Here is a 23,739-nt window from a genome sequence, read left to right as displayed (position 1 = left end):
CGCATGGAACACGTCGATCACATCCTGATCGTCGACGACGACCGCGAAATCCGCGAACTGGTCGGCAACTACCTGAAGAAGAACGGCCTGCGCACCAGCATCGTCGCCGACGGCCGGCAGATGCGCGCCTTTCTCGAAGCCAACAGCGTCGACTTGATCGTTCTGGACATCATGATGCCCGGCGACGACGGCCTGCTGTTGTGCCGCGAGCTGCGCGCCGGCAAGCACCGCAACACCCCGGTGCTGATGCTGACCGCCCGCAACGACGAAACCGACCGCATCATCGGCCTGGAAATGGGCGCCGACGATTACCTGACCAAGCCGTTCTCGGCCCGCGAACTGCTGGCCCGCATCAACGCCGTGCTGCGCCGCACGCGCATGCTGCCGCCCAACCTGACCATCAGCGAAAGCAGCCGCCTGCTCGGCTTCGGCCAGTGGCGGCTGGACACCACCGCGCGCCACCTGCTCGACAGCGAAGGCACCCTGGTAGCCCTGAGCGGTGCCGAATACCGCCTGCTGCGGGTGTTTCTCGACCACCCGCAGCGGGTGCTCAGCCGTGAGCAGTTGCTCAACCTGACCCAGGGCCGCGAAGCCGACATCTTCGACCGCTCCATCGACCTGCTGGTCAGCCGCCTGCGCCAGCGCCTGGGTGACGACGCCCGCGAACCCAGCTGCATCAAGACCGTGCGCAGCGAGGGCTACGTGTTCTCGCTGCCGGTGCAACTGCTCGAGTCACCATCATGAAGTGGCCACGTACCCTGGCCTCGCGCCTGGCACTTATCTTCTTCACCGGCCTGGTGCTGGCCTACGGCCTGTCGTTCGGCCTGCAGGCCTACGAGCGCTACATCAGCAGCCGCTCGATGATGCTCAGCACCCTGGAGCAGGACGTGGCCACCTCGGTGGCCATCCTCGACCGCCTGCCCGCGGCCGAGCGCCCCGCCTGGCTGCCGCGTCTGGAGCGGCGTACCTACCGCTACCGGCTGGACCAGGGCCTGGCGGGCGAAGCCATGCCGACCAGCGACCCGCCCATGGCCGCGGACTCGATCGTCAAGGCCATTGGCGCCGACTATCGCCTTTCCTTCCAGGAAATCCCCGGCCCGAATGCGCACTTCCAGGCCCACCTGACCCTCGCCGATGGCGCTCCGCTGACCATCGACGTAACCCCGTCGCCGCTCCCGGTGGCACGTTGGCTGCCCGTGGTGCTGCTGATCCAGTTGGCCGTGCTGTTGCTGTGCACCTGGCTGGCGGTACGCCTGGCGATCGGCCCGCTGACCCGCCTGGCCCGCGCGGTGGACAATCTCGACCCGGACAAGCCTGGCGTGCAGCTGGATGAAAGCGGCCCGCGCGAGGTGCGCTACGCCGCCGTGGCCTTCAACGCGCTGCAGGCGCGTATCGCTGCCTACCTCAAGGAACGCATGCAGTTGCTGGCGGCCATCTCCCACGACCTGCAAACACCGATCACGCGCATGAAACTGCGTGTCGAAGTGATGGACGAAGGGGTGGAAAAGGACAAGCTGTGGAGCGACCTGGGTGAAATGGAACACCTGGTGCGCGAAGGCGTGGCCTATGCCCGTAGTATGGACACCAGCACCGAAGCACCGTGCCGGGTCAACCTCGATGCCTTTCTCGACAGCCTGGTGTTCGACTACCAGGACAGTGGCGCCCAGGTGCAGCGCCATGGCAGTAGCGGCAGCCTGCTGGAAACCCGCCCGCATGCCCTGCGCCGGGTGCTGGTGAACCTGGTGGACAACGCCCTCAAGTTTGCTGGTGCTGCCGAGCTGGAGGTATGCCGCGAAGGGGACCTGACCGTGATCCGAGTGCTCGACAACGGGCCAGGCATACCCGGTAGCGAACTGGATGAAGTGCTCAAGCCGTTCTATCGCGTGGAAGGCTCACGCAACCGCAGCACCGGCGGCACCGGGCTGGGGTTGGCGATTGCCCATCAGCTGATCCAGGCCATGGGCGGCCGACTGACCCTGAGCAACCGCGCAGGCGGCGGGCTGTGCGCGCAGATCGAGCTGAAGTAAGGCAATCTCAGGCAGGAGCGGCCTTGTGTCGCGATCGGGCCGCAAAGCGGCCCCGGCAATTCATGCGGCGAAGCTGAAAACCTGGGGCTGCTTCGCAGCCCATCGCGACACAAGGCCGCTCCTACAGGGACTGCGGCGCTTGAGCGACTTCTACAATCCGATACACAACCCCACCACCGCCGACACACTGCAGATACCCCACCCCGACACACTCCCGGTCACACAACCACACCCCGGGAGCCTCCCTGATGAAACCCCTCACCCTTCCCTCCGGCTGGAAGCTGTTCGCCACGCTCGCCGGCCTGACCCTGGCGATGACCGCCGTGGTCCTGGCCAGCCAACCTGATCCGGACGGCCTGCGCAGTGCGATCCGTGCCACTGCGCGCAGCTCCTTCGCGCTATTCCTGCTGGCCTTTCTGGCCTCGTCGCTGGTGACCTTGCTGCCTGGTACCAGCAGCCGCCGCATCCTCCAGGAACGGCGCTATCTGGGGTTGGCATTCGCCTTTTCCCACACCGTGCACGGCGTACTGATCTACCGCTATGCCCAGCAATTCCCCGAGCTGTTCTGGGCCGGCCGCACGTTTACTTCCAGCCTGCCCGGCACCCTCGGCTACCTGTTCCTGCTGCTGCTCACCATCACCTCGTTCAAGGCCCCGATGCGCCTGTTGGGTGGCCGTGCCTGGCAGGCCCTGCACAGTACCGGCATGTGGGTACTGGCCGCGGTGTTCTGCCTGTCGTTCTACAAACGCATCCCCATGGGCGGCTGGTACCCGCTGGCGTTCGCCCTGATGTTCAGCGCCATCGCCGTCAAGCTCACCGCCAAGCTGGCCCGTCAGCAACGCCGTAACGCCCGTGCCCTTTCCTGAAGAGAGAAACCAGCATGACCACCTTGACCCGCACCCTGACCACCTTCGACCGCTTCGGTACCTGGAGCGCCGACCTGCCATTGCGGCTGTTTCTGGCCTGGGAGTTTTTTGAATCCGGCTGGGAGAAATTCAATGGCAGCAACTGGTTCGCCGACCTGCAGGCGAACTTCCCGTTCCCCTTCAACCTGCTGCCTGCAGAGCTGAACTGGCAGCTGTCGATGTGGGCGGAGCTGATCCTGCCGTTACTGCTATTGTTGGGGCTGGGTACCCGGCTGGCCTCGTTTGGGCTGATGGTGGTGACCGTGGTGGCGATTGCCGCGGTGCATTGGCCGGCGCACTGGTCGAGCCTGGCCGAACTGGCCCAAGGTTATGCGATTACCGACCAAGGCTTTGGCAACTTCAAGCTGCCGCTGATCTACCTGGTGGCGTTGCTGCCACTGCTGCTGAAAGGGGCTGGGCGGTTGAGCCTGGATCATTGGCTCAGAGGGCGGTTCTGCAGGTGATATCGCCGGGGCTGCGTTGCAGCCCATCGCCGCGGTTCGTCGCCACGACAAGCCAGCTCCCACAGGTACTGCGCAAGATTCTGGGCATGCGCTGTACCTGTGGGAGCTGGCTTGCCGGCGATTGGGCGCAAAGCGCCCCAATACCACGATTCAACATGTACCGATGATGACCCCCTGCTCGCGCAGCCCCTCCAGCAACGCCAACCCCTCCTCCACAGCACCGCCCAACGCCTGCAACCGCGCCCGCCCACTGCCCTGTTCCAGTGCCAGCAACCGGTACGCCAGCGGCGCCAGGCGCGCGAAGCGCACCTTCAGCCCCGCATCGCGATAAACCAGCAACAAGGTCGGCGCCTCTGGCGCGACCGCTGGCTGGTAATCCGCCCCGATCCGCTCCACCGGCCAGCGATAGGCCAACACCCGCGCCACACACGACAACAGTGGCTCCCCTTCCAGCAGGTCGCCTGCCGGGTCATGGGGCGGGTCCTGCGCATCGCTCAGATACAACTGCGCCTCGACCCACTCATAGTGCGCCAGCTCCAGCTGCCAGGGTGCATCCAGTTCGATGCCTTGCAGGTAATCGACGAACGCTTCGGCAATCTCGGTGAACAACGGTGTCTGGCTGCGATAGTTGGCATAGAAGTCTCGCACTCGGGCATGCCAGCGCGGTTCACCCAACGCCTGGCGCATCACCGGAAAACTGCCGGCCAGCAAACCTTCGATAGCACCATAGAACAGCTCGCGGTAAACCTTCAGGCGCCGGGCCTCAACGCCCGGCGGCGGCGCATGGCGCTGCGGGTCACGCAGGTGTCGGGCCAAGGTGTACTGCTGCTCACGCAAGGTCTCATTCATCTGCATGCCCTCCAGAAGCACGCTGCACAGCACGGATGCGCGCCGTTTCGGCGAGCAGTTCGACCAGCGGCGGGTAGTTGAAATCACGCTCGAGTACCGTCGGTTGCACACCGAAACGCTTACAGGCGACCGCGTACAGCGCCCACACATCCTCCTTCACCGCAGCCCCATGGGTGTCTACCTTGAGGTCCGGCGCTTCATCGTAATGGCCAGCCACGTGCATGCCGGTGACCCGCGCCTGGGGCAAGCCCGCCAGGAATTCGCGGGCGTCGTAGCCGTGATTGCAGGCGTTGACGAATACGTTGTTGACGTCCAGCAGCAGGTCGCAGTCGGCCTCATCGAGGACCGCACGGATGAAATCGAGTTCGCTCAACGCCTGGTACGGCGCCGCGTAGTAGCTGATGTTTTCCACGGCAATACGCCGCTCCAGGTGTTCCTGGGCCTGGCGAATCCGCGCGGCCACATGGTGCACCGCTTCGTCGGTGAACGGAATGGGCATCAAGTCGTACAGGTGCCCGTCATCGCTGCAGTAGCTCAGGTGCTCGCTGTACAGGCGCACCTGGTGGCGATCGAGAAACTGGCGGGTCTGGCCAAGGAAATGGCGGTCCAGCGGTTCGCTGCCACCCAGCGACAACGACAGCCCGTGGCAGGTAATGGCAAAACGCTCGGCCAACTGCGCCAGGCCCTTGCCATAGGCACCACCCACGGCAATCCAGTTTTCCGGTGCGCATTCCAGGAAGTCCACGGCGCCAGCCTCCATGGCCAGCAGTTCCGGCAACAGGCCGCGGCGCAGGCCAAGCCCGGTCTGTAACGGTGCAGGGGGCAAAGATGTGGGGTGCATGAACAGGTCTCCGCAACAGGCACAACGCCCCGCCTGACCAGCAGGAGGGGCGTTGCGCGGTTCATGGGGCAGAAGGTCAGGACTTGCCGGTCAGGTGGCTGAACAATCCTTCGGGCATGGCCTTGCCATTAGCCTGGTAGATCGCCTTGAGGTGATCCGCCGCCTCCTGTTCGGAGATGAAGCCATCATGGTTGCTGTCGATCTTGTCGAAGTCGCCGGCACGGTCCTTGGCCACCGCCAGGAACTCGTCGCGAGAGACCTTGCCGTCGTGGTTGCTGTCGGTCTTGGCGAACGAGGCATCACCACACTTGCCCTCGCCACACTTGCCTTCGGCCCCGGCCTTGGCGCTGGCGCCGCACTTGCCCTCACCGCATTTGCCTTCGCCTTGGGTGGCCTTTGCGCTGCCACCACATTTGCCTTCACCACATTTGCCCTCGCCTGCCACCTTGGCCGAAGCCAGCTGGTAACCCTGGGCCAACGGCTCGACGGCAAAAGCGCTGCTGCTCAAAGCCATGCTGCCGATCAGGGCAGCGCCGAGCAGGCCGAGGGTGTTTCGTACTTGAGTCATGGTGTCGCTCCACTGTGGTTGGAATGTGGAGCCATTAGGCCGTTGCGGTATGTCGTGGATGTATCGCGCGGGGTGCGGTTTTGTATGGGAATGGGTCTGCAGCGTGGGCAGATACAGTGGGATACACAACGGCCCCAAGGTGCCTCGGGGCCGTCGTGCAGGGTCAGTCTTCCAGCGGCTTGGGCGGCGCGGCAGGTTTGGCGGGCTTGGCGGGCTTGCTGTCTTTGGCCTTGGCTTCCGGTGCCGCTGCAGCCACAGGTTCGGGCGCCGTCATGGCTTTTTCGCTGGCAGGCAGCTCATCGACCGCCTTGAAAATAACCTGCGGGTCAATGGCCCCGCCCTCCTCATCGTCCTTGAGCATGTGCCGTTCACCGTCCTTGCCCACCAGGATCACCTTGGTGCCTTTGCTGGCACCCAGCTTCAACTCGCGGATCAAGGCCATGGTAGTCTGCTGCTCCAGGTTCTTGTCCTCACGCTTGCCCATCATGTTGGCAACGCTGTAGAGCACCAGGTTTCGCTCCTTGAAGGCGGCCTGGGTGGCCGGATCCTTGAGAGCCTCGTTCAACCCACGCAACGTCGGGTCGGCGCTGCTGGGCGCAATGACGACCAAGGGCCTGGCCTTGCCCAGTTCCTTGGCCAGCGGCGCGTCACTGTCGGCAGCAAACACAGGGCCGACGAGCGCGAGCAAGGTGGCGAGGGTCAGTGACCGGACGAGCATGCGTATCTCCTTATTCTCTCGATAAACCAGAAGACTACAGATCAGGGCGAAAGATCCGACAAGCGAGCGTAAACCAGCAAAAGGCCTCCATGTTTGAATGAACAGTAACCGGCGGTTACCAAGTGCGGTCGCTCCCCGTCCCGAGCCCGAAAAAGTACCTCTATCACTTGTAGCTTGAGCATAGTCCAATGCGCCCTGGTCATACCGGCCGTTGCAGAGCCTCGATGGTCAGTTGAAGCTCGGTCCTCTCGGTCCACAGCCTGATTTCCGCCATCAACCTGGCGGCGTCCTCGGCATTGGCATCCTCTGCCAACTGGTTCTGAAAACTTGGCGGCACTTCCAGTTCACGCACGTAGCGTTTCTCGAGATAATTTCTCCAGAACGGTTGCTGGACCATCCACACTGCCACCGATTGGTCTGTCTCGTTACGCCTGATTTGATCAGCCGCGCGCATCACCGAAGCGTCATCCAGGTCCGGGATGCCCGCGTGTAGCATGCTCCGCGCGTTGCCAGGGAGGCCCAGGTCCTCGCGCAAGCGGATCGAGTAGGCCAGCGCCCATTCGATCGACTCATTGCCCGCACCTGCAGCCTCAGCCTCGCGCAAGGCGATGAAGTCAACCTCCTGTTGCCTCCACAACTGCCGCGCCAGTTTCACCAGGGCTTGTTCCTGGCTGCCAGAGGGGGCAGCCTGCTCGGCGTCCCACACAAGGCATCGGATTTCAAGCTGCTGGAAGACCACCGTGGCATTGTCGGCGCAGTTCTCGACCAGTGCATGGGCGAAAATTTCATTGGCCAGTGCTGCTGACTTGTCCACCTTTTCCATCATGGCCAGAACGCGTGAGGCCAGCATTTCCCCATATCGAGGATGGGTGAAGTCTTGCGAGCGCGTAAGCTGTTTCAGCAGTTGCATGAAGTTCGTCACCCCATCCATTTGCTCGATAGTGCTCCAGCGGATACCCAGATTTTCGCGCTCCACACCGTCCAGGCGGTCCATCCAACGAAACCTGTGAGGGACTGAACTGTCCTCCGGAATGTTCCAGGCCTCCTGCACATCTTCAGCCTGTTGCAGCAGCACAGGATTGCCTGACAGCGCCACGTAGCCTTCCCGCCACAACCGGGACTGGATGAAGTTAGGGGGCAACAGATTGATGAAGTTGTTGGAAGCATCGAGCATGTACAACGTCTGACAATCCGTGATGCCCTCGGGCAGCAATACCAACCCGGCATTGCGCAAACGCAGTTCGGCCAACTGGTTCATCTGCGCCACAGAAAAGGTCATGTTCAAGCGATTGTGCGAAAGGTTCAGGTAGCGTAACCGGCTGCATTGCGCCAGCACTTGAGCCTGGGACTCGTCCAGAGAGATGCGATTGCCGGACAAGTCGAGTATGCGCAAGTCATTGAGCAACGACAGGCTCTCTGGCAGACGTTGCAACTTGTTGTAGCTCAGTTCCAGCGAGCTCAGATTGGGGAATGAAAGCAGGAATTGCTCTGGTACCTCCTTCAGCAACAGGCTGCGCAGGGAAAGCTCGGTAACGTGCGGGAAGCTGAAGAGTGGGCCCAATTCAGGCAATGAGCGCAGGTCATACGCGCTGAACTGCCAAGTTACCGTCAGACGTTCATGCTGAGCGAGAACCTGAGCGGGCACCCGTTCCCGCCAGCATTGCATGAGTGCTTTGCGAAACCGCTTGCGCTCGGGTCGATCGCGATTCAGCAACCCTCGCCACTCCCAGCTTTTCAAGTGGTCGTTCAACCTGCGGGCCTGCTCTTCGAGCACACCGAGTTCGGTGTCGGTATCACGCCCCGAAGCATGCAAGGTGGTCAGCCAGGCTTCGATCTGCTCGTCACTGTACGCTGGGTAAAGGTCGCGCAGACGCGCCTCGAACGCCCGGGGTCGAGACGCAGACCGGGCAAAGCATCCCTGGCAGCCGCCCAGCGGGTATCCGACCCTGCCATCCTCCAGGCGCACTGGCGCCAGCATCCATGGCTGTCGAGGGTTTTTGCCCAACACCTGGGCGAGTACCCTGCTGTGCCCAGGCATTTGCCGAGCCAACACTGCTCTCAAACTCGGGGCGTAGGGTTCAGTGATACCGAGTGCCGCATGATCGGCCGGGGCAAACGCTTCCGCCAAGGTCTCGAACAGCTCGCCGGGGCCGCGCAGCTCGAGGCCTAACGCGTCCTCAAGCTCGAACCGCCCGTTGTCATGCACAAGCCTGTAGTTCTGCCCGTCGCCAGCAGTAGTCATTATCGGCTGCGGGCTACCGCCATCGTACAGCCGCCAGCGCGGCCTGGTCTCCCTGACATCCAGAGTCTCCAACAGTGTCAGCGCGACCTTGGCCTGGTCCAGGGTCTGGGGCGTCTCGATGAACAGCGCCTCGCAGGCACGCGCAACGCGTATGCGCAGTACGCTCAGCCTGGCCCTTTCGACCAACCGGAGCGGCACTGTGCCGCCGACCAGTGCCTGAAATTCCGCACCTTCTGCCGACAGCTCGCCCACAAGCTCGCGCGCCGCTCGGCAATGCAGACTCGGGAATGCCTTGCGCAAGGTTGCCACCGCCGCATCGTCTGGCTCCTGCTGCCCGTCATACACCTGTTGAAACAGCTGGCGCCGCCTTGCCGAGACCTGCGCCGCCAATGCTGGCCCGCCCTGCTCGGTGACGCCAGGCAGGGCGCGGGCCTTCGCCAGCAATGGCGCGTCCTCCGGCACCCGCCCGAGCTTCAAATCGTCCAGCAGGGTTTGCAGCCGGCGGTCGATCAGCAGGCGCTCCACGGTATCGACCAGCTCGGCCTCAGGTGGCCGGCCGTACACATGCAGCGCCCGTAGATGGTCTGCATCCAGGGCATGGACGGCCATGGCCTGGTCAATCTGTTCATCATCCAGGCGAGCGAAACGCTCACCAAGGCGGCGGAACATCCTGTGCTTGTCTGTCCAGCTGGCCGGTTGCTCGGTCCATAGCCGCCAGGCACCGGCGTCATTGTGACGCAACAAAGGTCCATGACCACCTCGTGGTGCCAGTTGCCACTCTTCATCTGCGCGCTGGACGATTTCGTAGTTGTGGCCGTCCATGATCATCCAGCTTCTGTCCTGGGCACGGTAGATGCCCATTGCATCGGCCATTTCCCCAGCGGGAGGTGCAGCGCTGCGAAACGGCACCAGGTCTCCATTCCAGAGCTTCTCGCTGCCGTCTTCCAGGCGCGCTGGCACCCACTGGTCCAATGCGGCCCAAGCCCGGCTCGCTTCCCGCCATACCACGGCGGTGACACCGATCACGGCCAGGTCTTTGGTCACGTTGAGCACATGCTCCATTGCGGCGCTGGTATCGCCCTCGCGCCAGTCTTCAACGGCCTGGAACAGCTCGCCCAGCAGGTCCCAGACCATTACCGCCAGCAGCAGTGCATTGAGTGCGGGGATGAACACGCCCGCCACAGTGGCCAGGGTCCAACCCTCGGCAACCAACCTTTGCCGATGGGCTTCCTGGGCCTTGCGGTCAAGGTCTGACACCGGCGTTGCAATCAGCGCAGCATCGTCCTTGATATGGGCAATGCGCGCGGCGGCAAGTTGGGCGAACAACGGCAGCGGGTAGTCCCGCATGTGCTGGTCCATTTCCCGAGTTGCCCAATCGGCGACGCCCACCAGTTCCTTGGCAACCCTGGAGAAGAACTGCTGGCTGTCGCGCCGGCGTACGAAGCGTTTGAAGAAATCCTGATAGCGCTTGTCTCGCAGACGCTTGCCCAAGACCTTGCGGGTGAAGCTTTCCAGGTCGGGGCTTGCGGTCCAGGGACCGTGGGGGTCATCGGGAATATAGACAATGATCTTGCGGCTGACCTTGTCATGAAATACATCGAGTATCACGATCTGTTGCAAGTCGCAGCCGAACGCCTTCAGTTGCCGGGCCACCACTTTCGATTCGTAGAGCGTGCCGGGGCGTCCGTGCTTGCACAGGTCCACCACCAGTTCCAGTTCAGCGGCGTTCAGTACGCCATCACTCTTGGCCTTGCACGCATCGATCAGCATGACCGAGCTGTAAAGCTGGGCAAGCGTCGAAGCCATGCTGCGCCAGCCGCTTGCCTGGCTGCTCGGCGCTTTGAGCACGGTGTCCAGGTGCTGTTGATAGCGCCTGCCCAGATCCAGCTTGCGGCACAAGCGTGCGAAGGCTGGCGCGGTTGGTGCGGCGAGCCGTTGCGACAGGCTGTCGACGATGCAGTTGTCCTTGTGCTGTTCGTTCCGCCCCTCGCCCGGCGTGAAGTTGTCCAGTGCCGCCTCGATCAGCGGTACGTCGAAATAGTCCTTTTCCACCACCGGGTAGCGCCCCCACACGGTGCCCTGGCTGGGAGCGGTGTAGGTGTACCAGCGCCTGAAATACAGGCCATCGACATTTTCCGTGGTACCGAATTCTTCCTGCATGGCGTGTTGAAGCAGCGGCTTGACGAAACGGTCGATGCCCTCGATTCGCGCAAGCTCCTTTTCCAGCCACTGTCGACAGGCCAGGCTGTCTTTCAACGCGTCGCGTAATGCAGCATGCTGCGATTCATACAGACCGTTGGCCGGGATGTTCTGCTCGGTCAGCGATACGATTCGCAGCCGGCGAATCCATCTGGGCAGTCGCTTGACGATGAGGTTGTCCTGATAGGCCTGCTCCATGGCCAGCGTATCGGCAGTTGGCGGTTGTTCCTGGCTGGGTGTAGTCACGTTGTTGCGCCTCGGGCTGATCAAAAGGCCCGACACTAGACGCAGGCTTGCCAAGCGATAAGCTAGATAGGTACCACCTCTTCAGAACAGCGCCAGCTGCTGGCCGGTCAACCCTTCGAAACTGTCGCCAACAAAAGGCAGGATGGCATCGGCCACCGGCTGCAGCTGCCGCGTCAGGTAATGCTCGTAGTCCACCGGCGCTTGCAGGTTTTCCAGGGGTTCGGGGCCCGCCAGGGTGATCAGATAGCTGATCCAGCCGCCGCGCTGGTATTGCAACGGGCGGCCAAGGCGGCGGTTGTAGTCATCGGCCAGCCGGGCCGCACGCACGTGCGGTGGCACATTGCGCTGGTAATCGACTAGCGGCCGGCGCAAACGCTTGCGGTACACCATCAGCTCATTCAGCTCGCCCGCCAGGGTGCGCCGTACATAATCGCGCACATACGCCTGGTAAGGCTCCCCGCGGAATATCCGGCCATAAAGCTCCTGCTGGAACTCCCGGGCCAGCGGCGACCAGTCGGTACGCACCGACTCCAGGCCCTTGTAGACCATCTGCTCGCTGCCATCGGCCCGCTGCACCAGCCCGGCGTAGCGCTTCTTGCTGCCTTCGTCCGTACCGCGGATGGTGGGCATCAGGAAGCGCCGGTAATGCACCTCGAACTGCAGCTCCAGCGCGCTATCCAGGTTCATCTGCTCGCGCAGGTGTTCGCGCCACCACTGGTTGACCTCGGCCACCAGCTCACGGCCGATGCGTGCTGCAGTCTCCTCGCCGTGGGCGCCCTTGAGCCAGACGAAAGTGGAGTCGGTATCGCCGTAGATCACCTCGTAGCCCCTGGCTTCGATCAGCGCACGGGTCTGGCGCATGATCTGGTGGCCGCGCATGGTGATCGAGGAAGCCAGGCGCGGGTCGAAGAAGCGGCAGCCGCTCGAACCCAACACCCCGTAGAAGGCATTCATGATGATCTTCAGCGCCTGCGAAAGCGGCGCGTTGCCCTCGCGCTTGGCTGCTTCGCGGCCCTGCCATACCCGCTCGACGATGGCCGGCAGGCAATGCTCGCTACGGGAAAAACGCCCACCCCGGAAGCCTTCCACCGAGTGTTCATCGTCGGGCAGGCGCAAACCTTCGACCAGCCCCACCGGGTCGATCAGGAAGGTACGAATGATCGACGGGTACAGGCTCTTGTAGTCCAGCACCAACACCGAGTCGTACAGGCCCGGGCGCGAATCCATGACGAAGCCACCGGGGCTGGCTTCGTCGGGGCGGCTACCGAGGTTGGGCGCGACGAAGCCCAGGCGGTGCATCTGCGGAATGTACAAGTGGCAGAACGCAGCCACCGAACCACCGCTGCGGTCCACCGCAAGGCCGGTGACCGAGGCCCGCTCCAGCAAGAATTCGAGCAGGCGGGTGTGGGCGAAGATGCGCGTCACCAGCTCGCAATCCTTGAGGTTGTAGCGCGCCAGCGCCGGCTTGTCCTCGGCGAAGCGGCGGTTGATTTCATCCATGCGCTGGTACGGCGTATCGATGGCCTTGCCTTCACCGAGCAAGGTCTGGGCGACACTTTCGAGGCTGAACGACGGGAAGCTCCAGGTCGCCGAGCGCAGCGCCTCGATGCCGTCGATCAGCAGCCGCCCCGGGGCATCGGCGAACACGTGGCCACCACCGGCATGGCTGCGCAAGGTCATCGGCGCGCCATTGCGTCCCAGTGCCAGTGGTACCCGCAGCAGCTTGGCGTGCTCGTGCAGCAGGCGCAGGTCGAACTGGATCAGGTTCCAGCCGATGATTGCATCCGGGTCGTGCTCGGCCATCCACAGGTTGAGGCAGGCCAGTATGTCGGCGCGGTCGGCGCAGTAGTGCAGGTCGAAGTCCAGGCCATCAGCCGTGCCGTTGGCCGGCCCGAGCATGTACACCTGGCGCTGGCCACAGCCTTCCAGGGCAATGCTGTACAGCTCGCCCCGCTCGCTGGTCTCGATGTCCAGCGACACCAGGCGCAGCGGCGGGCGATAACCCGGCAGGGGCTTGAGCTGGGCATCGCAGAGCACGCCTTGGGCATCCGGTTGGCCGGTGAACTGCACCGGGGCGGTGATGAAGCGCTCCATCAGGTAGCGCTCGGGCGGGCGAATATCGGCTTCGAACACCTCGATACCGGCCGTGCGCAGGCGTTGCTCCAACTGCATCAGTTGCCGGTGCTGGCGGCAGTACAGGCCCAGCACCGGGCGGTGGTCAAAGTCCTTCAGCTGCAGCGGCCGCAGCTCGACACCGGCTTCGTTGGCCAGCAGCACCCGTGCGTGCGCTTCCTGCGCCTGGGGGATGAATGCCACCGATGCCTGTGGCGCCAGGCGCAGCTGCCGTGGCCCCTGGTCGGTGGCCAGCCAGAACTCCACGAAGGTGCCTTCGGGCGCGTCATGCCAATGTCGGGTCAGGACAAAGCCCTGCTGCAACTCCACCGCGTCGACCTCTGAATCGTTTGTTGTGCTGATTGCGGCGATTCTACCGCTGACGCACCGTCGCAGCGCATTTTGTTGGGGCCAGCAGGTGTTTGCCGAAATATTTTCAGCGCCGGGCGCTTGCCGGCGGCCGGGCGCATGCTCGAACGCGTGTTCAGCCGTACAGGTAATTGATGTCCTTGCAGGGCAGCGGTGGCACCTGGCCAAGCAGGAACTCGCGCAGCTTGTGCATCTGCCGCGCCTTGGGGCTGGCCTTGAGCCAGGTCATGTAATAGCCGTCGCCGGTGGCCACCGCGTGCTTGAACGGCGTAACCAGGCGCCCGGCCAGCAGGTCGGCACTGGCCAGCACCAGGTCGACCACCGAAATACCCAGGCCTTGCTGTGCGGCCGAGATGCCCTGGTCGAGGGTATCGAACACTTGCCCGTGGTCGATGCTGATGTCCAGCGCGTCCATGCGAGCCAGCCAGCGCCGCCAGTCGCGCCGGTCAGGGGACGGGTGCAGGAATTCGCACTGGGCCAGATCGGCAAGGTCCGGTTGCGCCTGGGCCATGTAATCCGGGTGGCACACCGGGATCAGCCATTCATCGAACAGCTTGAAACTCTCGATATCGGCGGGAAAACGCCCGTTGGCCAGGAGGATCGCACAGTCGTAGGGCTCGGAATAGAAGTCCACGCTGTCGATGTCCATCCACACGCTGGACAGCTGCACGCTGCAGTTGTCCTCGGTCTTCTTGAACGCATCCAGCGCACGCAGCAGCCAGCGCACGGTCAGCGTGGACGGTGCCTTCAGACGCAGGCCGTAGCGGTCCTGGCGCAACAGGGCGCAGGCATTTTCGATGATCTTGAAGCCAACCTTGAGTTCCTGCGCCAGCAGGCGGCCGTGCTCGGTCAGGGCCAGCTTCGGCCCGCGGCGTTCGAACAGGTCGCAGCCGAACATGGCTTCGAGGGTCTTGATGTGGTGGCTGACGGCGCCCTGGGTCAGGGCCAGCTCTTCCGCGGCACGGGTAAATGAGCCATAGCGAGAGGCTACCTCGAAGGCACGCAGCGCGTGCAAAGCCTGAATCCGTTCCGACATGGCGACGCCCCGAGCATGAGTAAGACTAATAGTAGGTCATAGTTCCACGCGTTTTACAACGTCAAGGACGTCTCGGAAAATGCAGGTAAATAATAAACATAACCAAGATCCTGCCTGCATGTGACTTGAACGTTCATCAAATTTACGCCTGGGGAAATCATGTCGACGGGTTATGGAACTTGCTATCGCCTGGATGCGCTAGAGCTGGCCGCTGACCATGTGCGCAACACGCGACATTGGACCTACAAAGCCGTAGAACATTTTCGCAGTGTCCTCGCCAACCCCGAGTTTCCCTGCCTGTTCGGCCGCAAGGCGGTAAACGGCGCAACCTGCCACATCCTCTTCGCCCGAGCCGGGCAACTGGCCGATGACATCGCCATGGGCCTGGCCGACTACGTGCGCACCGTCGCACCTATCCCACCCAAGCAGCGTATCGGCAGCCCACTGGTGGTGTTTCTCGAAACCGCCGCCGACTACACACTGGCCGAGCAACAGGCGCTGGCCTGGAAGGTGTTGCGTGGTGTGCACGCGCGCGACCCGCATCCCTGGCCGCAGGGCATCCCGACCGACCCCGACGACAATGCCTGGTCGTTCTGCTTTGCCGGCATGCCGCTGTTCATCAACATGAACTTCCCCGGCCACCAGCAGATGAAAAGCCGCAACCTGGGACCACACATCACCTTCGTCATCAACCCGCGGGCGAACTTCGACGAAGTGGCCAACGTCAACACCGAAAGCGGCCATCGTATCCGCGAACGCATCCGCGAACGCGTGCACCACTACAACGACGGCGTCATGCCCGACACCCTTGGCTTCTTCGGCGATGCCGACAACTACGAGTGGAAGCAGTACCAACTGCAGGAGGCAGGGTCGCTCAACCCGTCCCGCTGCCCGTTCCACGCCCATGCCGTACAGCCGGCAACACCCGACATACTGATCGAGACCTGACCGTGAATACCGCACTCACCGCTACCTACGCCCTGACTGTCCTGCTACTGATCGCCACCCCCGGCCCGGTGGTGGCACTGATCGTCAACACCGCGGCCGCCTCCGGCTCACGCAAGGCCATGTTCACCGCTGTCGGCACCAACTGGGCATCACTGGTGCTGATCGGCGCAGCGGCCTGGATCATTCTCACCAGCGCCGCCATCGACAAGGCCTGGCTCAGCGCCATGAGCCTGCTGGGTTGCCTGTTCATCGGCTACATCGCCGTCGGCACGTTGCGGGAAGCCCTGCAGGCGCCTGCAACCGAGGCGCCAAGCGACCTCGCCAAGCCTGGCCGCGGCGGGCTGCTGCAAGGTTTCATGGTAGGCATCTCCAACCCGAAGGACATCATCTTCTTCATCGCCTTCTTCCCGCAGTTCATCCAGATCACCGAGTCATTCGGCAAGAGCATGGTGGTGCTGTCGTTGCTGTGGGTGGCCATCGATTTTGCCGTGCTCAGCCTTTACATCTTCGCCATCGGCAAGATCGCCTCGCAACGCAGCAACCGCATGATCAGCCTGGCCTCAGGGGTCGCCCTGCTGCTGATTGCCGCCGGCGGCCTGCTGTACAACGTCAGGGAGCTGGCGGCCTGAATGTGATGCACGGTGCCCGCTGCGAGAGAAGGAGAACCCATGACTGCGATTGACACGAGCCCTTCACCTTCGCCGTTGCAACAGGACTACCAGCGCTTTCTGCTGCTGGGCAGCCGGCGTGCACCGCACACCGTGCGTGTGCACGAAACCGGCTACCGCTCCGGCACCATCAATACCGATGCCCTTGGCCTGCGTTACAGCCATTGCGCCGGCAAGCGTTTTTCGGTGGCCGAACGCGGTGGTGCATCACGTGTCAACCTGCTGGTCGGCGGTTCCGCGGCGCTGGGCATCGGTGCCAGCTCCGACGAACACACGGTGGCCTCGCACCTGTCGATGCTTACTGGCGAAGTCTGGCTGAGCCTGGCCGGCTGCGGGCTCAATGCGAGCCAGGAGCTGCTGATGTTCCTGACCCACCAGCACCGCCTTGGCCAGCTTGGCCATGTGGTGGTGCTCAGCGGCCTCAACACCCTGGCACACGAAGCCCTCTGCGAAGTCCTCGAAAACCTGAACGACCCGCGGCACGCCAAGGCCTATCAGGACTTTCTCAACAGTTTCAGCGAAGGCATGCAGCCCACGACAACGCCACGTCGGCAATCGCTGTGGCGGCGCATCGGTCAGGCGTTGGTCACGCCCCCGGCCGCGATACCTGCCACCTGGTCGCTGTCGCCTCCGGAAAAGCGCCTCACCCGAGCCGCCGACAACATTGGTCGGACCTTGCGCCAATGGGACCGGCTGCTGGCAGACAGCCATTCCACCCTCACCTTCATCCTGCAGCCGTTGCTGCCCTGGTGCCGGGATAGCGTGCCCGCTGGCGAGGAGGCGATGCTGGATGCGCTTCAGCGGCAACCGGCGAATTTCGACCGGCTGCTGGACGGCGCATTCGACAGCCAATTGCACTCGGCCTTCTTCCGCCGTATCAAGAGCCAGGCCGACCCGGTGCCTTGCTACGACATGAATTGCATGCTCAGCAGCTCACCGGTGTTCGGCGCCGACCTGTTCATCGACCGCCTGCATCTGAACGACCTGGGCAACAATGCCCTTGCCAAGGTCATTACCGCCAAGCTTGGCCTGGCCCAGGAAAAACATGCCCAGCGCAAGGTCACGCCGATCAAGCTCGTCTGAGAATTGCCGGGTGGTCTTTCGGCCAGGCCCCTTGGGTGGCTAGAATAGGCCGTCGTTCCGATCTGCCCGAGGCGCACGCTTGACCGCCATGAACATCGAAGCCTTCCATCAGTACCTGGCACCCTCTGGAGCTTGCCTGTGAGCCGCATGCTTCGCTTGCCCCCGCTGTTGATCGCCCTGATGCCACTGGCTGCGCACGCGCTGGAAGTGCGCATCGACCCTCATGCCGACCTGCTCTACCGCCAGGCCTTGCCCCTGCTGGAGCAGGCCGACAACCAGGACGACGGCGCCAGCACGCTGCGCACGGCCATCGGCGGCGACCCGGAGCTCAGCCGCCAGGGCCAGGCAATGGCCCACACCCTGCCGACCGCGGTCGCCTTGCTGAAAAAGTCCGTGGAGCTGGGCCACCCGGTCGCACAGTACCGCCTGGCGCTGTACTACATGACCTACCTGCCCGCCGCGCAAATCCCGGATGCCGCCTGCCCGTTGCTCGAAGCCAGCCTCAGGCAGGGCTTTGCCGCACCAGCGCCGGCCATCGCCACCTGGTGCCCTCCCTACAACGCCAGCAACGAGTACCGTACTGCGCTGGAGGCCATCCCCAACATGGCCACCGTGTATGCGCCCTACTACCCGCAACCGGCCACGCACCTGGCCTGCAACCGCAACCGGCCACAAGGCCTGGAAATGCAGTGGGGGCGCCAGCGTGACTACCAGGCCGAGGTATACCGCCTGCTCGGCGACCTGGACCCGCAGCACCGCCAGAGCCTGCTGCAGAAGGCCGTGGACACCAACGGCTGCGTGACGGCGCAGCAGCACCTGACCAGCCATCCGTAACACGGACGCGGTTTCTGTGTAGGAGCGGCCTTGTGTCGCGATGGGGCGCGCAGCGGCCCCAGGATTTCAGCTTCGCCGCAGATATTGCCGGGGCCGCTGCGCGCCCCATCGCGACACAAGGCCGCTCCTACAAGGGACCGTGCCCAGGCATAGCAAGATCGTTCAAGCCATCCCCCGCCCCGTCTGGCATGCTGGCCTGCCAACGTACACGCACTGCAGCCACCATGCCCCACATCGCCCGCCAAGCCTTTCTCCACGGCGCCATCGCCATTCTCCCGTTGTCCCTGGCCGTCGCCCCCTGGGGCCTGCTGGCCGGCTCCATGGCCATCGAGGCCAACCTCAGCGCCTGGGAGGGGCAAGGGCTGTCGGCCATCGTCTTCGCCGGTGCCGCGCAACTGGTGGCGATCGGCATGCTCAAGGGCGGCGCCAACCTGGCGTCGATCCTGCTGACCACCCTGCTGCTGACCTCGCAGCACCTGCTGTATGGCCTGACGATGCGCCCGGTGCTGTCCAGCCAGCCGCTGCGCTGGCGGCTGGGCCTGGGCTTCCTGCTCACCGACGAGTTCTTCGCCCTGACCAGCCAGTACGACCAGCAGCAGTTCAACCGCTGGTACGCCCTGGGCGTGGGCCTGACCTTCTACGTCGCCTGGAACCTGTTCACCCTGGCCGGCATCCTGCTGGGGCAGAACATTCCGCACCTGGACCAGCTCGGCCTGGACTTTTCCATTGTCGCCACCTTCGTCGCCCTGATCGCGCCGCTGGTGCGCAACCTGGCCACGCTGGTGTGCGTGGCGGTGTCGCTGTTCTGTTCGGTGCTGTTCAGCTACTGGCACTGGGAAACCGCCCTGGTGGCCGCAGGCCTGCTGGGCATGAGCGCCGGTTTCGTCTGCCAGAAATTCGCCGGAGCCCGCGCATGACCTGGGTCCTGATTCTTGCCATGGGCGCCATCGTGTTCCTCAACCGCTATGCGTTCCTGGAGCCGCGCCTGCCCTTGCGCCTGAGCTCCAACGCCCGGCAGTTCCTCGGTTTTGCCGTGCCGGGCATGCTCACCGCAATCTGCGGCCCGATCATCTTCATGCCCGAGCATCAGTTGAACCTGAGCCTGCTCAACCCTTACCTGCTGGGTTCGCTGGTGGCCATCGCCCTGGTGCTGTTGACCCGCAGCGTGTTGCTGAGCATGCTGGTGAGCATGTTGATCTTCTTCCTTTTGCGCAGCTGGCTGGCATGAGCACGCCCCTGCGCGAACAGACACACCTCTGGCAGGCGCCGGCACTGGGCGACGTCGAGATGCTGCACGCGCGTTATTTCCAGCAGCGCTTCGCCCCGCATGTGCATGAAGGCTATGTGTTCACCGTGATCGAGTCGGGCGCACAGCGCTTCTGGCATCGCGGCAGTGAGCACCTGGCGCCGGTCGGCAGCATGGTGCTGATCAACCCCGACGAGCTGCACACCGGTGCCACCGCCCACGAAGCGGGCTGGCGCTACCGTGGGTTCTACCCGGAACATGAACGGGTAACCGGGGTGCTCGACGAACTGGAACTGGGCCGCCACGGCATGCCCAGCTTCAAGGACAGCGTGATCCACGACCCGGCCCTGGCGCTTGCCTTCAGCCAGTTGCACCAGCTGTCCGAAGCCGGCGCCAGTGCCCTGCAGCAGCAGACCGCCTGGCGCCAGGCGGTGCTGGCCCTGGTGCAACGGCACGGGCAATGCGCCGATCCTGCCACCCCTGGCCACGAACCGCTGGCAGTGGCCCGCGCCCGTGAGCTGCTGGAAAGCCAACTGGCCGACCCACCCTCGCTCGAAGCCCTGGCGGCGGCGGTCAACCTGTCACCGTTCCACTTCGCCCGGGTGTTCCGCCAGGCCACTGGCCTGCCGCCACATGCCTGGTTGAAACAGCGGCGCCTGGCCCGTGCGCGGGAAATGCTCAAGCGTGGCTGGGTGGCCTCGGAAGTGGCGTTCGACCTGGGCTTTGCCGACCAGAGCCATTTGAGCCGGCAGTTCAAGCAGGCCTACGGGGTAACGCCAGGGGCTTATCGCAGCGCCTGCCTGCAAGGCTGAGCTGCGACAGCCGGCCTCAGGCAGGCCGGCCAGCCACTGCTACACTGACAAGGCTGAATGGAGGATCCTGCCATGTCCGAAAGAGAGCTCACCACCCTCCTGTCGCTGATGAACCAGCGCCAGGCCTGCCTGAGCAGTGCCTGCAAGGAGATAGCCGACTGGATCGACCGGCAGGGCGACGTGCCCGCCGCCGGCAAGATCCGCGCAAGCCTCAAGGCTCTGGAGGCTGATGAGGCCCAGGTCCGCAAGACCCTGACCTCGCTGACCCTGGACAGACCGCTGCCCAAGTTTCGCAGCTGATTGAACCGGGGGCTGCCTGGCAGCCCCCAAAGGGTTCAGCCTGATCAGTGCTTCATGTGCATGTGATCATGCCCGCCGCCCGCCTCGGCGTTGAGCGCACGCACTTCGGCCTGCACGTCCAGGGTTTCCTTGGCCCCCTTGGCATCTTCGATGGTCAGGGTCAGCGGCACTTTCTCGCCTTCCTTCACCTGGTTGTTCAGGCCCATCAGCATCACATGCAGGCTATTCGGGTCGAGGGTCACCGCCTTGCCGGCCGGTAACTCGACCGCCTTGACCTCACGCATGCCCATCACATCGCCGTTCATGGTCATCTCGTGCACCTGCACGGTCTTGGCCACAGGCGAAGCCACGCCCACCAGCTTGCTGTCGCTGCTGGCGGTCAGGGTCATGAAGGCACCGGTGGACTGCTGGTGCGGCACGGTCGCCCGCACCCAGGCGTCACTTACGGTGGTCTGGGCCAGGGCCGGCAGCGCCAGGCCCATCAGGACCAGGGCAGCCAGGCCGCGCTTGATCGGTTGCATCGACATTCAGCAGATCTCCATCAGGGTGACCAGGTCTTCGGCGCATTCCTGGGCGGTAAGGGAATGGCCCAGGCTCAGGCGCAGGGTGCCACGCGTATCGTAGACGTAGCTGGTGGACGAGTGAGAGACGGTATAGGTATCACCGGCCGGGACTTTCTCGTAGAACACCTTGAATTCCTTGGCCACCGCGGCGATTTCCTCGGGGGTGCCGGTCAGCGCGGTGAACGACGGGTCGAACGCCTTCACGTAGGCATCGAGCACCTCGGGGGTGTCACGTTCCGGGTCCAGGGTAATCAACACCACCTGGAACAGGTCGCGATCGCGGCCGCGCAGCAGCTTGCGGATTTGCGCCGCGCGCGCCAGGGTGGTCGGGCACACGGCCGGGCACTGGGTGAAGCCGAAGAAGATCATCGGCATGCTGCCGTAGAAACTCGACAGGGTGCGCACATTGCCTTGGGTGTCCTTGAGGCTGAACTTGCGCCCAAGGATTTCGTTGCTCATGTTCTTGCCGTACTTGAACTCGAGCCCCCGGGCCGGGCTGCAGCCTGCCAGCAGGCCAAGCCCGAGAACGCCCATCCCGGCGACAACTGCGCGCCGGGTATATAGATCATTCATGAAACCATCCTTTACAGGGAAGGTGCCGGCCCTCGGGACGGGCCGGTCGAAAAACCGGGGCATTCTGGCACGACACCCCGAGGGGTTCTACCCGACGAAGGCAAGGATCGGCTGCAGCCCTTTGAATACGGGCTGCGGCCTGTTGTCGCAGGGGTTGAAACAGTAACACTTTGTTGCTAAGGCCTGACCAGGTTGTGCGGTCGTTGTGGGAGCGGCCTTGCGTCGCGAAAGGGCTGCGTAGCAGCCCCCGGGGTATTGGCGGCGAAGCTGATATTGCTGGGGCCGCTCCGCAGCCCTTCGCGACGCAAGGCCGCTCCCACACGCAACAGACCGCGTCTGCCTCAGTAGTAGGCGTTCTCTTTCTGACTGTGGTCAGTCACGTCACGCACGCCCTTGAGTTCGGGAATACGCTCGAGCAGGGTGCGCTCGATGCCTTCCTTCAGGGTCACGTCGGCCTGGCCACAGCCTTGGCAACCACCACCGAACTGCAGCACGGCAATACCGTCGTCGACAACATCCACCAGGCTCACCTGGCCGCCGTGGCTGGCCAGGCCGGGGTTGATCTCGGTCTGCAGGTAATAGTTGATGCGCTCGTTGATCGGGCTGTCTTCGTTGACCATCGGCACCTTGGCATTCGGCGCCTTGATGGTCAGCTGGCCACCCATGCGGTCGGTGGCATAATCGACCAGTGCGTCTTCCAGGAACGGCACGCTGACCGCGTCCAGGTAAGCGGTGAAGCTCTTCAGACCCACGGCGGTGTCGTCAGGCTTCTCTTCGCCCGGCTTGCAGTAGGCGATGCAGGTTTCGGCGTACTGGGTGCCCGGCTGGGTGATGAAAATGCGAATGCCGATGCCAGGCGTGTTCTGCTTGGAGAGCAGATCGGCCAGGTAGTCATGGGCGGCGTCGGTAATGGTTATAGCGCTCATGTAGGTTCCTCACAGACTTGCGGCCAAGTGTACGCCAACCCGGCCTTCGAACAAAGTCCTAGTATTTGACTCGGGAAAGCGCATATTCAGGGGCCTGCCCCCGTGGCGCCGCCAGCCAGGCCTGCATGCGCCGGTACAGGCCGCGCTCCAGCCACTGGTAGCTGAACCACGACATTAGTCCAATGGACGGCACGCACAGGGCGAACACCAGGTACGGGTTCAACTGCAGGCGCTGGCTGGCGAACCAGCCGGCGTACAGCACCAGCACATGGACCAGGTACACCGAATACGAACAGTCGCCCAGCGCCTTGAGCACCCGGTTGCCGCGGAACACCGGCTCCAGGGCGACGAAGGCCAGCACGATCATTGCGCTCGGCACGCCCCAGTGCAGCAAGCGCCGGGAAGCGTCCAGGTGGTAGATGGCAAGGCCTGCCACCGCCAGCAATGCCAATGGCAGCCAGCGGCCCTGGTGGATCAGCCCGCGACGGTGCAGCACGCCCAGGCCGATGCCGAGCAGGAATTCGTAGATGATGTCGTTGCTGTAGAAGCGGCTGAGCACGCCCAGTCGGCCCAGTATCTCGCTGGCCAGCAGCAGCGCGGCGGTGACCAGCAACTGGTGATGACGCTGGCGCACCAGGAAGGCCAGGCCGAACAGCAGGTAGAAGAACATCTCGAAGTTCAGCGTCCAGCCCACGTTCAGGGTCGGGTACAAGCCGTAGCCACCGGGGTTTTCTGCCGGAATGAACAGCAGCGACAGCAGCAGGTGGTGCCAGGTGAATGCCTGGTGCGGCATCCATTGACTGAAGGCCAGCAGCAGGGTTGCCATCAGCGCCGTGTAGAACCAGTAGGCCGGGACGATACGCAGCGCCCGGTTGAGCAGGAACTGGCGAGGCTCGATGGCCTTGTCGCAAGTCGACAGGTAGATGACCAGCCCGCTGATGACGAAGAAGATGTCGACGCCTGCGGCGCCGCGGTCAGTGAGCAGTTGGCCGATGGGGCCGGAGGCTTGGAAGTCGAAGAAGATCTGCATGAAATGGTGGCAGACCACCACCCAGGCGGCGAACGCCCGCAGTGCTTGAAGCGAATACAGCATGGAGAACCCTGCAATTGCCGGTGCATTGAGGCCTTGGGGAGCGCGTTGCGCTCCATCGCCGGCAAGCCAGCTCCCACAAGTACTGCGCAGCCTTCAGGCATGTGCGGCCCTTGTGGG

Annotated in this window: 23 protein-coding genes; 12 read left to right on the top strand and 11 right to left on the bottom strand. The window is 63.7% G+C overall.

Annotated elements, in window-relative coordinates; all coding sequences use genetic code 11:
* Positions 1 to 3 precede the first annotated feature (3 nt).
* The 4 genes from CAG18_RS17535 to CAG18_RS17520 all read left to right on the top strand — a co-directional run bounded on the left by CAG18_RS17535 (position 4) and on the right by CAG18_RS17520 (position 3,396).
* Positions 4 to 744 (top strand): response regulator, encoded by a 741-nt coding sequence (locus tag CAG18_RS17535; protein ID WP_003250463.1) that lies wholly within the window; start codon positions 4 to 6, stop codon positions 742 to 744.
* On the top strand, positions 741 to 2,027 hold the full coding sequence (locus CAG18_RS17530) for a HAMP domain-containing sensor histidine kinase (RefSeq protein WP_085721268.1): 1,287 nt from the start codon (positions 741 to 743) through the stop codon (positions 2,025 to 2,027). The genes CAG18_RS17535 and CAG18_RS17530 overlap by 4 nt, the downstream gene beginning before the upstream one ends.
* 248 nt (positions 2,028 to 2,275) lie before the next feature.
* Entirely contained in the window at positions 2,276 to 2,893 is a 618-nt protein-coding gene (locus tag CAG18_RS17525; protein ID WP_013971970.1) for a ferric reductase-like transmembrane domain-containing protein, read from the top strand.
* 14 nt (positions 2,894 to 2,907) lie between these two features.
* Entirely contained in the window at positions 2,908 to 3,396 is a 489-nt protein-coding gene (locus tag CAG18_RS17520; RefSeq protein WP_054572705.1) for a DoxX family protein, read from the top strand.
* 150 nt (positions 3,397 to 3,546) lie between these two features.
* Here the strand turns inward: CAG18_RS17520 and CAG18_RS17515 are convergent, their stop codons facing one another.
* From CAG18_RS17515 to CAG18_RS17485, 7 genes are all read right to left on the bottom strand, one after another.
* Positions 3,547 to 4,245 carry a DUF2063 domain-containing protein gene (locus CAG18_RS17515; RefSeq protein WP_061302695.1) on the bottom strand — a complete coding sequence of 233 codons (699 nt, stop codon included), beginning with the start codon at positions 4,243 to 4,245 and terminating at the stop codon, positions 3,547 to 3,549.
* Entirely contained in the window at positions 4,238 to 5,086 is an 849-nt protein-coding gene (locus CAG18_RS17510) for a DUF692 domain-containing protein (protein WP_015269759.1), read from the bottom strand. Before CAG18_RS17510 ends, CAG18_RS17515 begins: the two co-directional genes overlap by 8 nt.
* A gap of 76 nt (positions 5,087 to 5,162) precedes the next feature.
* Positions 5,163 to 5,654 carry a hypothetical protein gene (locus CAG18_RS17505; RefSeq protein ID WP_013971966.1) on the bottom strand — a complete coding sequence of 164 codons (492 nt, stop codon included), beginning with the start codon at positions 5,652 to 5,654 and terminating at the stop codon, positions 5,163 to 5,165.
* A gap of 163 nt (positions 5,655 to 5,817) precedes the next feature.
* On the bottom strand, positions 5,818 to 6,372 hold the full coding sequence (locus tag CAG18_RS17500) for a DUF4174 domain-containing protein (protein WP_015269758.1): 555 nt from the start codon (positions 6,370 to 6,372) through the stop codon (positions 5,818 to 5,820).
* A gap of 199 nt (positions 6,373 to 6,571) precedes the next feature.
* On the bottom strand, positions 6,572 to 11,059 hold the full coding sequence (locus tag CAG18_RS17495; protein WP_085721300.1) for an NEL-type E3 ubiquitin ligase domain-containing protein: 4,488 nt from the start codon (positions 11,057 to 11,059) through the stop codon (positions 6,572 to 6,574).
* Between the two features lie 81 nt (positions 11,060 to 11,140).
* Positions 11,141 to 13,501: a DNA polymerase II gene (locus CAG18_RS17490; RefSeq protein ID WP_085721267.1), complete on the bottom strand. Its 2,361-nt coding sequence runs from the start codon at positions 13,499 to 13,501 to the stop codon at positions 11,141 to 11,143.
* Between the two features lie 154 nt (positions 13,502 to 13,655).
* The gene (locus CAG18_RS17485) at positions 13,656 to 14,576 is read right to left on the bottom strand and encodes a LysR substrate-binding domain-containing protein (RefSeq protein ID WP_003260436.1); all 921 of its coding nucleotides are present in this window, start codon (positions 14,574 to 14,576) and stop codon (positions 13,656 to 13,658) included.
* A gap of 159 nt (positions 14,577 to 14,735) precedes the next feature.
* Here CAG18_RS17485 and CAG18_RS17480 point away from each other — a divergent pair, with 159 nt between their 5' ends.
* From CAG18_RS17480 to CAG18_RS17445, 8 genes are all read left to right on the top strand, one after another.
* Positions 14,736 to 15,524, top strand: coding sequence for a YqcI/YcgG family protein (locus tag CAG18_RS17480; protein ID WP_015269755.1), 789 nt, complete (start codon positions 14,736 to 14,738; stop codon positions 15,522 to 15,524).
* A gap of 2 nt (positions 15,525 to 15,526) precedes the next feature.
* A complete protein-coding gene (locus CAG18_RS17475; RefSeq protein ID WP_015269754.1) occupies positions 15,527 to 16,153 on the top strand; it encodes a LysE family translocator in 627 nt (208 codons plus the stop codon).
* Between the two features lie 39 nt (positions 16,154 to 16,192).
* Entirely contained in the window at positions 16,193 to 17,275 is a 1,083-nt protein-coding gene (locus CAG18_RS17470) for a hypothetical protein (protein WP_015269753.1), read from the top strand.
* A gap of 138 nt (positions 17,276 to 17,413) precedes the next feature.
* The gene (locus CAG18_RS17465) at positions 17,414 to 18,109 is read left to right on the top strand and encodes a hypothetical protein (protein ID WP_015269752.1); all 696 of its coding nucleotides are present in this window, start codon (positions 17,414 to 17,416) and stop codon (positions 18,107 to 18,109) included.
* Between the two features lie 224 nt (positions 18,110 to 18,333).
* Positions 18,334 to 19,026 (top strand): AzlC family ABC transporter permease, encoded by a 693-nt coding sequence (locus CAG18_RS17460; RefSeq protein WP_013971958.1) that lies wholly within the window; start codon positions 18,334 to 18,336, stop codon positions 19,024 to 19,026.
* Positions 19,023 to 19,337: an AzlD domain-containing protein gene (locus tag CAG18_RS17455; protein ID WP_046615691.1), complete on the top strand. Its 315-nt coding sequence runs from the start codon at positions 19,023 to 19,025 to the stop codon at positions 19,335 to 19,337. The genes CAG18_RS17460 and CAG18_RS17455 overlap by 4 nt, the downstream gene beginning before the upstream one ends.
* Positions 19,334 to 20,167 (top strand): AraC family transcriptional regulator, encoded by an 834-nt coding sequence (locus tag CAG18_RS17450; RefSeq protein WP_015269750.1) that lies wholly within the window; start codon positions 19,334 to 19,336, stop codon positions 20,165 to 20,167. Before CAG18_RS17455 ends, CAG18_RS17450 begins: the two co-directional genes overlap by 4 nt.
* Positions 20,168 to 20,239: 72 nt before the next feature.
* Positions 20,240 to 20,467 (top strand): hypothetical protein, encoded by a 228-nt coding sequence (locus tag CAG18_RS17445; protein ID WP_003260451.1) that lies wholly within the window; start codon positions 20,240 to 20,242, stop codon positions 20,465 to 20,467.
* 44 nt (positions 20,468 to 20,511) lie between these two features.
* On the opposite strand, the gene CAG18_RS17440 is transcribed toward CAG18_RS17445, so the two are convergent.
* From CAG18_RS17440 to CAG18_RS17425, 4 genes are all read right to left on the bottom strand, one after another.
* Positions 20,512 to 20,994 (bottom strand): copper chaperone PCu(A)C, encoded by a 483-nt coding sequence (locus tag CAG18_RS17440; RefSeq protein WP_015269749.1) that lies wholly within the window; start codon positions 20,992 to 20,994, stop codon positions 20,512 to 20,514.
* Positions 20,995 to 21,603 (bottom strand): SCO family protein, encoded by a 609-nt coding sequence (locus CAG18_RS17435; RefSeq protein WP_024086651.1) that lies wholly within the window; start codon positions 21,601 to 21,603, stop codon positions 20,995 to 20,997.
* A gap of 341 nt (positions 21,604 to 21,944) precedes the next feature.
* Positions 21,945 to 22,529 carry a Fe-S biogenesis protein NfuA gene (gene nfuA, locus CAG18_RS17430; protein WP_003250416.1) on the bottom strand — a complete coding sequence of 195 codons (585 nt, stop codon included), beginning with the start codon at positions 22,527 to 22,529 and terminating at the stop codon, positions 21,945 to 21,947.
* 58 nt (positions 22,530 to 22,587) lie between these two features.
* Positions 22,588 to 23,622, bottom strand: coding sequence for an acyltransferase (locus CAG18_RS17425; RefSeq protein WP_054572707.1), 1,035 nt, complete (start codon positions 23,620 to 23,622; stop codon positions 22,588 to 22,590).
* Between the last annotated feature and the right edge of the window lie 117 nt (positions 23,623 to 23,739).

Source organism: Pseudomonas sp. B22(2017), assembly GCF_002113105.1.
GTDB lineage: Bacteria > Pseudomonadota > Gammaproteobacteria > Pseudomonadales > Pseudomonadaceae > Aquipseudomonas > Aquipseudomonas asiatica.
Note: the sequence above shows the minus strand (reverse complement) of the source record. Positions and strands in the feature narration are given on the sequence as shown.

What these genes read in the sequence shown, in the direction of transcription:
- CAG18_RS17525 (WP_013971970.1), top strand. Translation starts at nt 2,276, where the DNA reads ATGAAACCCCTCACCCTTCCCTCCGGCTGGAAGCTGTTCGCCACGCTC.
- CAG18_RS17520 (WP_054572705.1), top strand. Translation starts at nt 2,908, where the DNA reads ATGACCACCTTGACCCGCACCCTGACCACCTTCGACCGCTTCGGTACC.
- CAG18_RS17480 (WP_015269755.1), top strand. Translation starts at nt 14,736, where the DNA reads ATGTCGACGGGTTATGGAACTTGCTATCGCCTGGATGCGCTAGAGCTG.
- CAG18_RS17500 (WP_015269758.1), bottom strand. Translation starts at nt 6,372, where the DNA reads ATGCTCGTCCGGTCACTGACCCTCGCCACCTTGCTCGCGCTCGTCGGC.
- CAG18_RS17485 (WP_003260436.1), bottom strand. Translation starts at nt 14,576, where the DNA reads ATGTCGGAACGGATTCAGGCTTTGCACGCGCTGCGTGCCTTCGAGGTA.
- CAG18_RS17450 (WP_015269750.1), top strand. Translation starts at nt 19,334, where the DNA reads ATGAGCACGCCCCTGCGCGAACAGACACACCTCTGGCAGGCGCCGGCA.
- CAG18_RS17515 (WP_061302695.1), bottom strand. Translation starts at nt 4,245, where the DNA reads ATGAATGAGACCTTGCGTGAGCAGCAGTACACCTTGGCCCGACACCTG.
- CAG18_RS17435 (WP_024086651.1), bottom strand. Translation starts at nt 21,603, where the DNA reads ATGAATGATCTATATACCCGGCGCGCAGTTGTCGCCGGGATGGGCGTT.
- CAG18_RS17460 (WP_013971958.1), top strand. Translation starts at nt 18,334, where the DNA reads ATGCCCCACATCGCCCGCCAAGCCTTTCTCCACGGCGCCATCGCCATT.
- CAG18_RS17440 (WP_015269749.1), bottom strand. Translation starts at nt 20,994, where the DNA reads ATGTCGATGCAACCGATCAAGCGCGGCCTGGCTGCCCTGGTCCTGATG.
- CAG18_RS17425 (WP_054572707.1), bottom strand. Translation starts at nt 23,622, where the DNA reads ATGCTGTATTCGCTTCAAGCACTGCGGGCGTTCGCCGCCTGGGTGGTG.
- nfuA (WP_003250416.1), bottom strand. Translation starts at nt 22,529, where the DNA reads ATGAGCGCTATAACCATTACCGACGCCGCCCATGACTACCTGGCCGAT.
- CAG18_RS17530 (WP_085721268.1), top strand. Translation starts at nt 741, where the DNA reads ATGAAGTGGCCACGTACCCTGGCCTCGCGCCTGGCACTTATCTTCTTC.
- CAG18_RS17445 (WP_003260451.1), top strand. Translation starts at nt 20,240, where the DNA reads ATGTCCGAAAGAGAGCTCACCACCCTCCTGTCGCTGATGAACCAGCGC.
- CAG18_RS17505 (WP_013971966.1), bottom strand. Translation starts at nt 5,654, where the DNA reads ATGACTCAAGTACGAAACACCCTCGGCCTGCTCGGCGCTGCCCTGATC.
- CAG18_RS17470 (WP_015269753.1), top strand. Translation starts at nt 16,193, where the DNA reads ATGACTGCGATTGACACGAGCCCTTCACCTTCGCCGTTGCAACAGGAC.
- CAG18_RS17455 (WP_046615691.1), top strand. Translation starts at nt 19,023, where the DNA reads ATGACCTGGGTCCTGATTCTTGCCATGGGCGCCATCGTGTTCCTCAAC.
- CAG18_RS17510 (WP_015269759.1), bottom strand. Translation starts at nt 5,086, where the DNA reads ATGCACCCCACATCTTTGCCCCCTGCACCGTTACAGACCGGGCTTGGC.
- CAG18_RS17535 (WP_003250463.1), top strand. Translation starts at nt 4, where the DNA reads ATGGAACACGTCGATCACATCCTGATCGTCGACGACGACCGCGAAATC.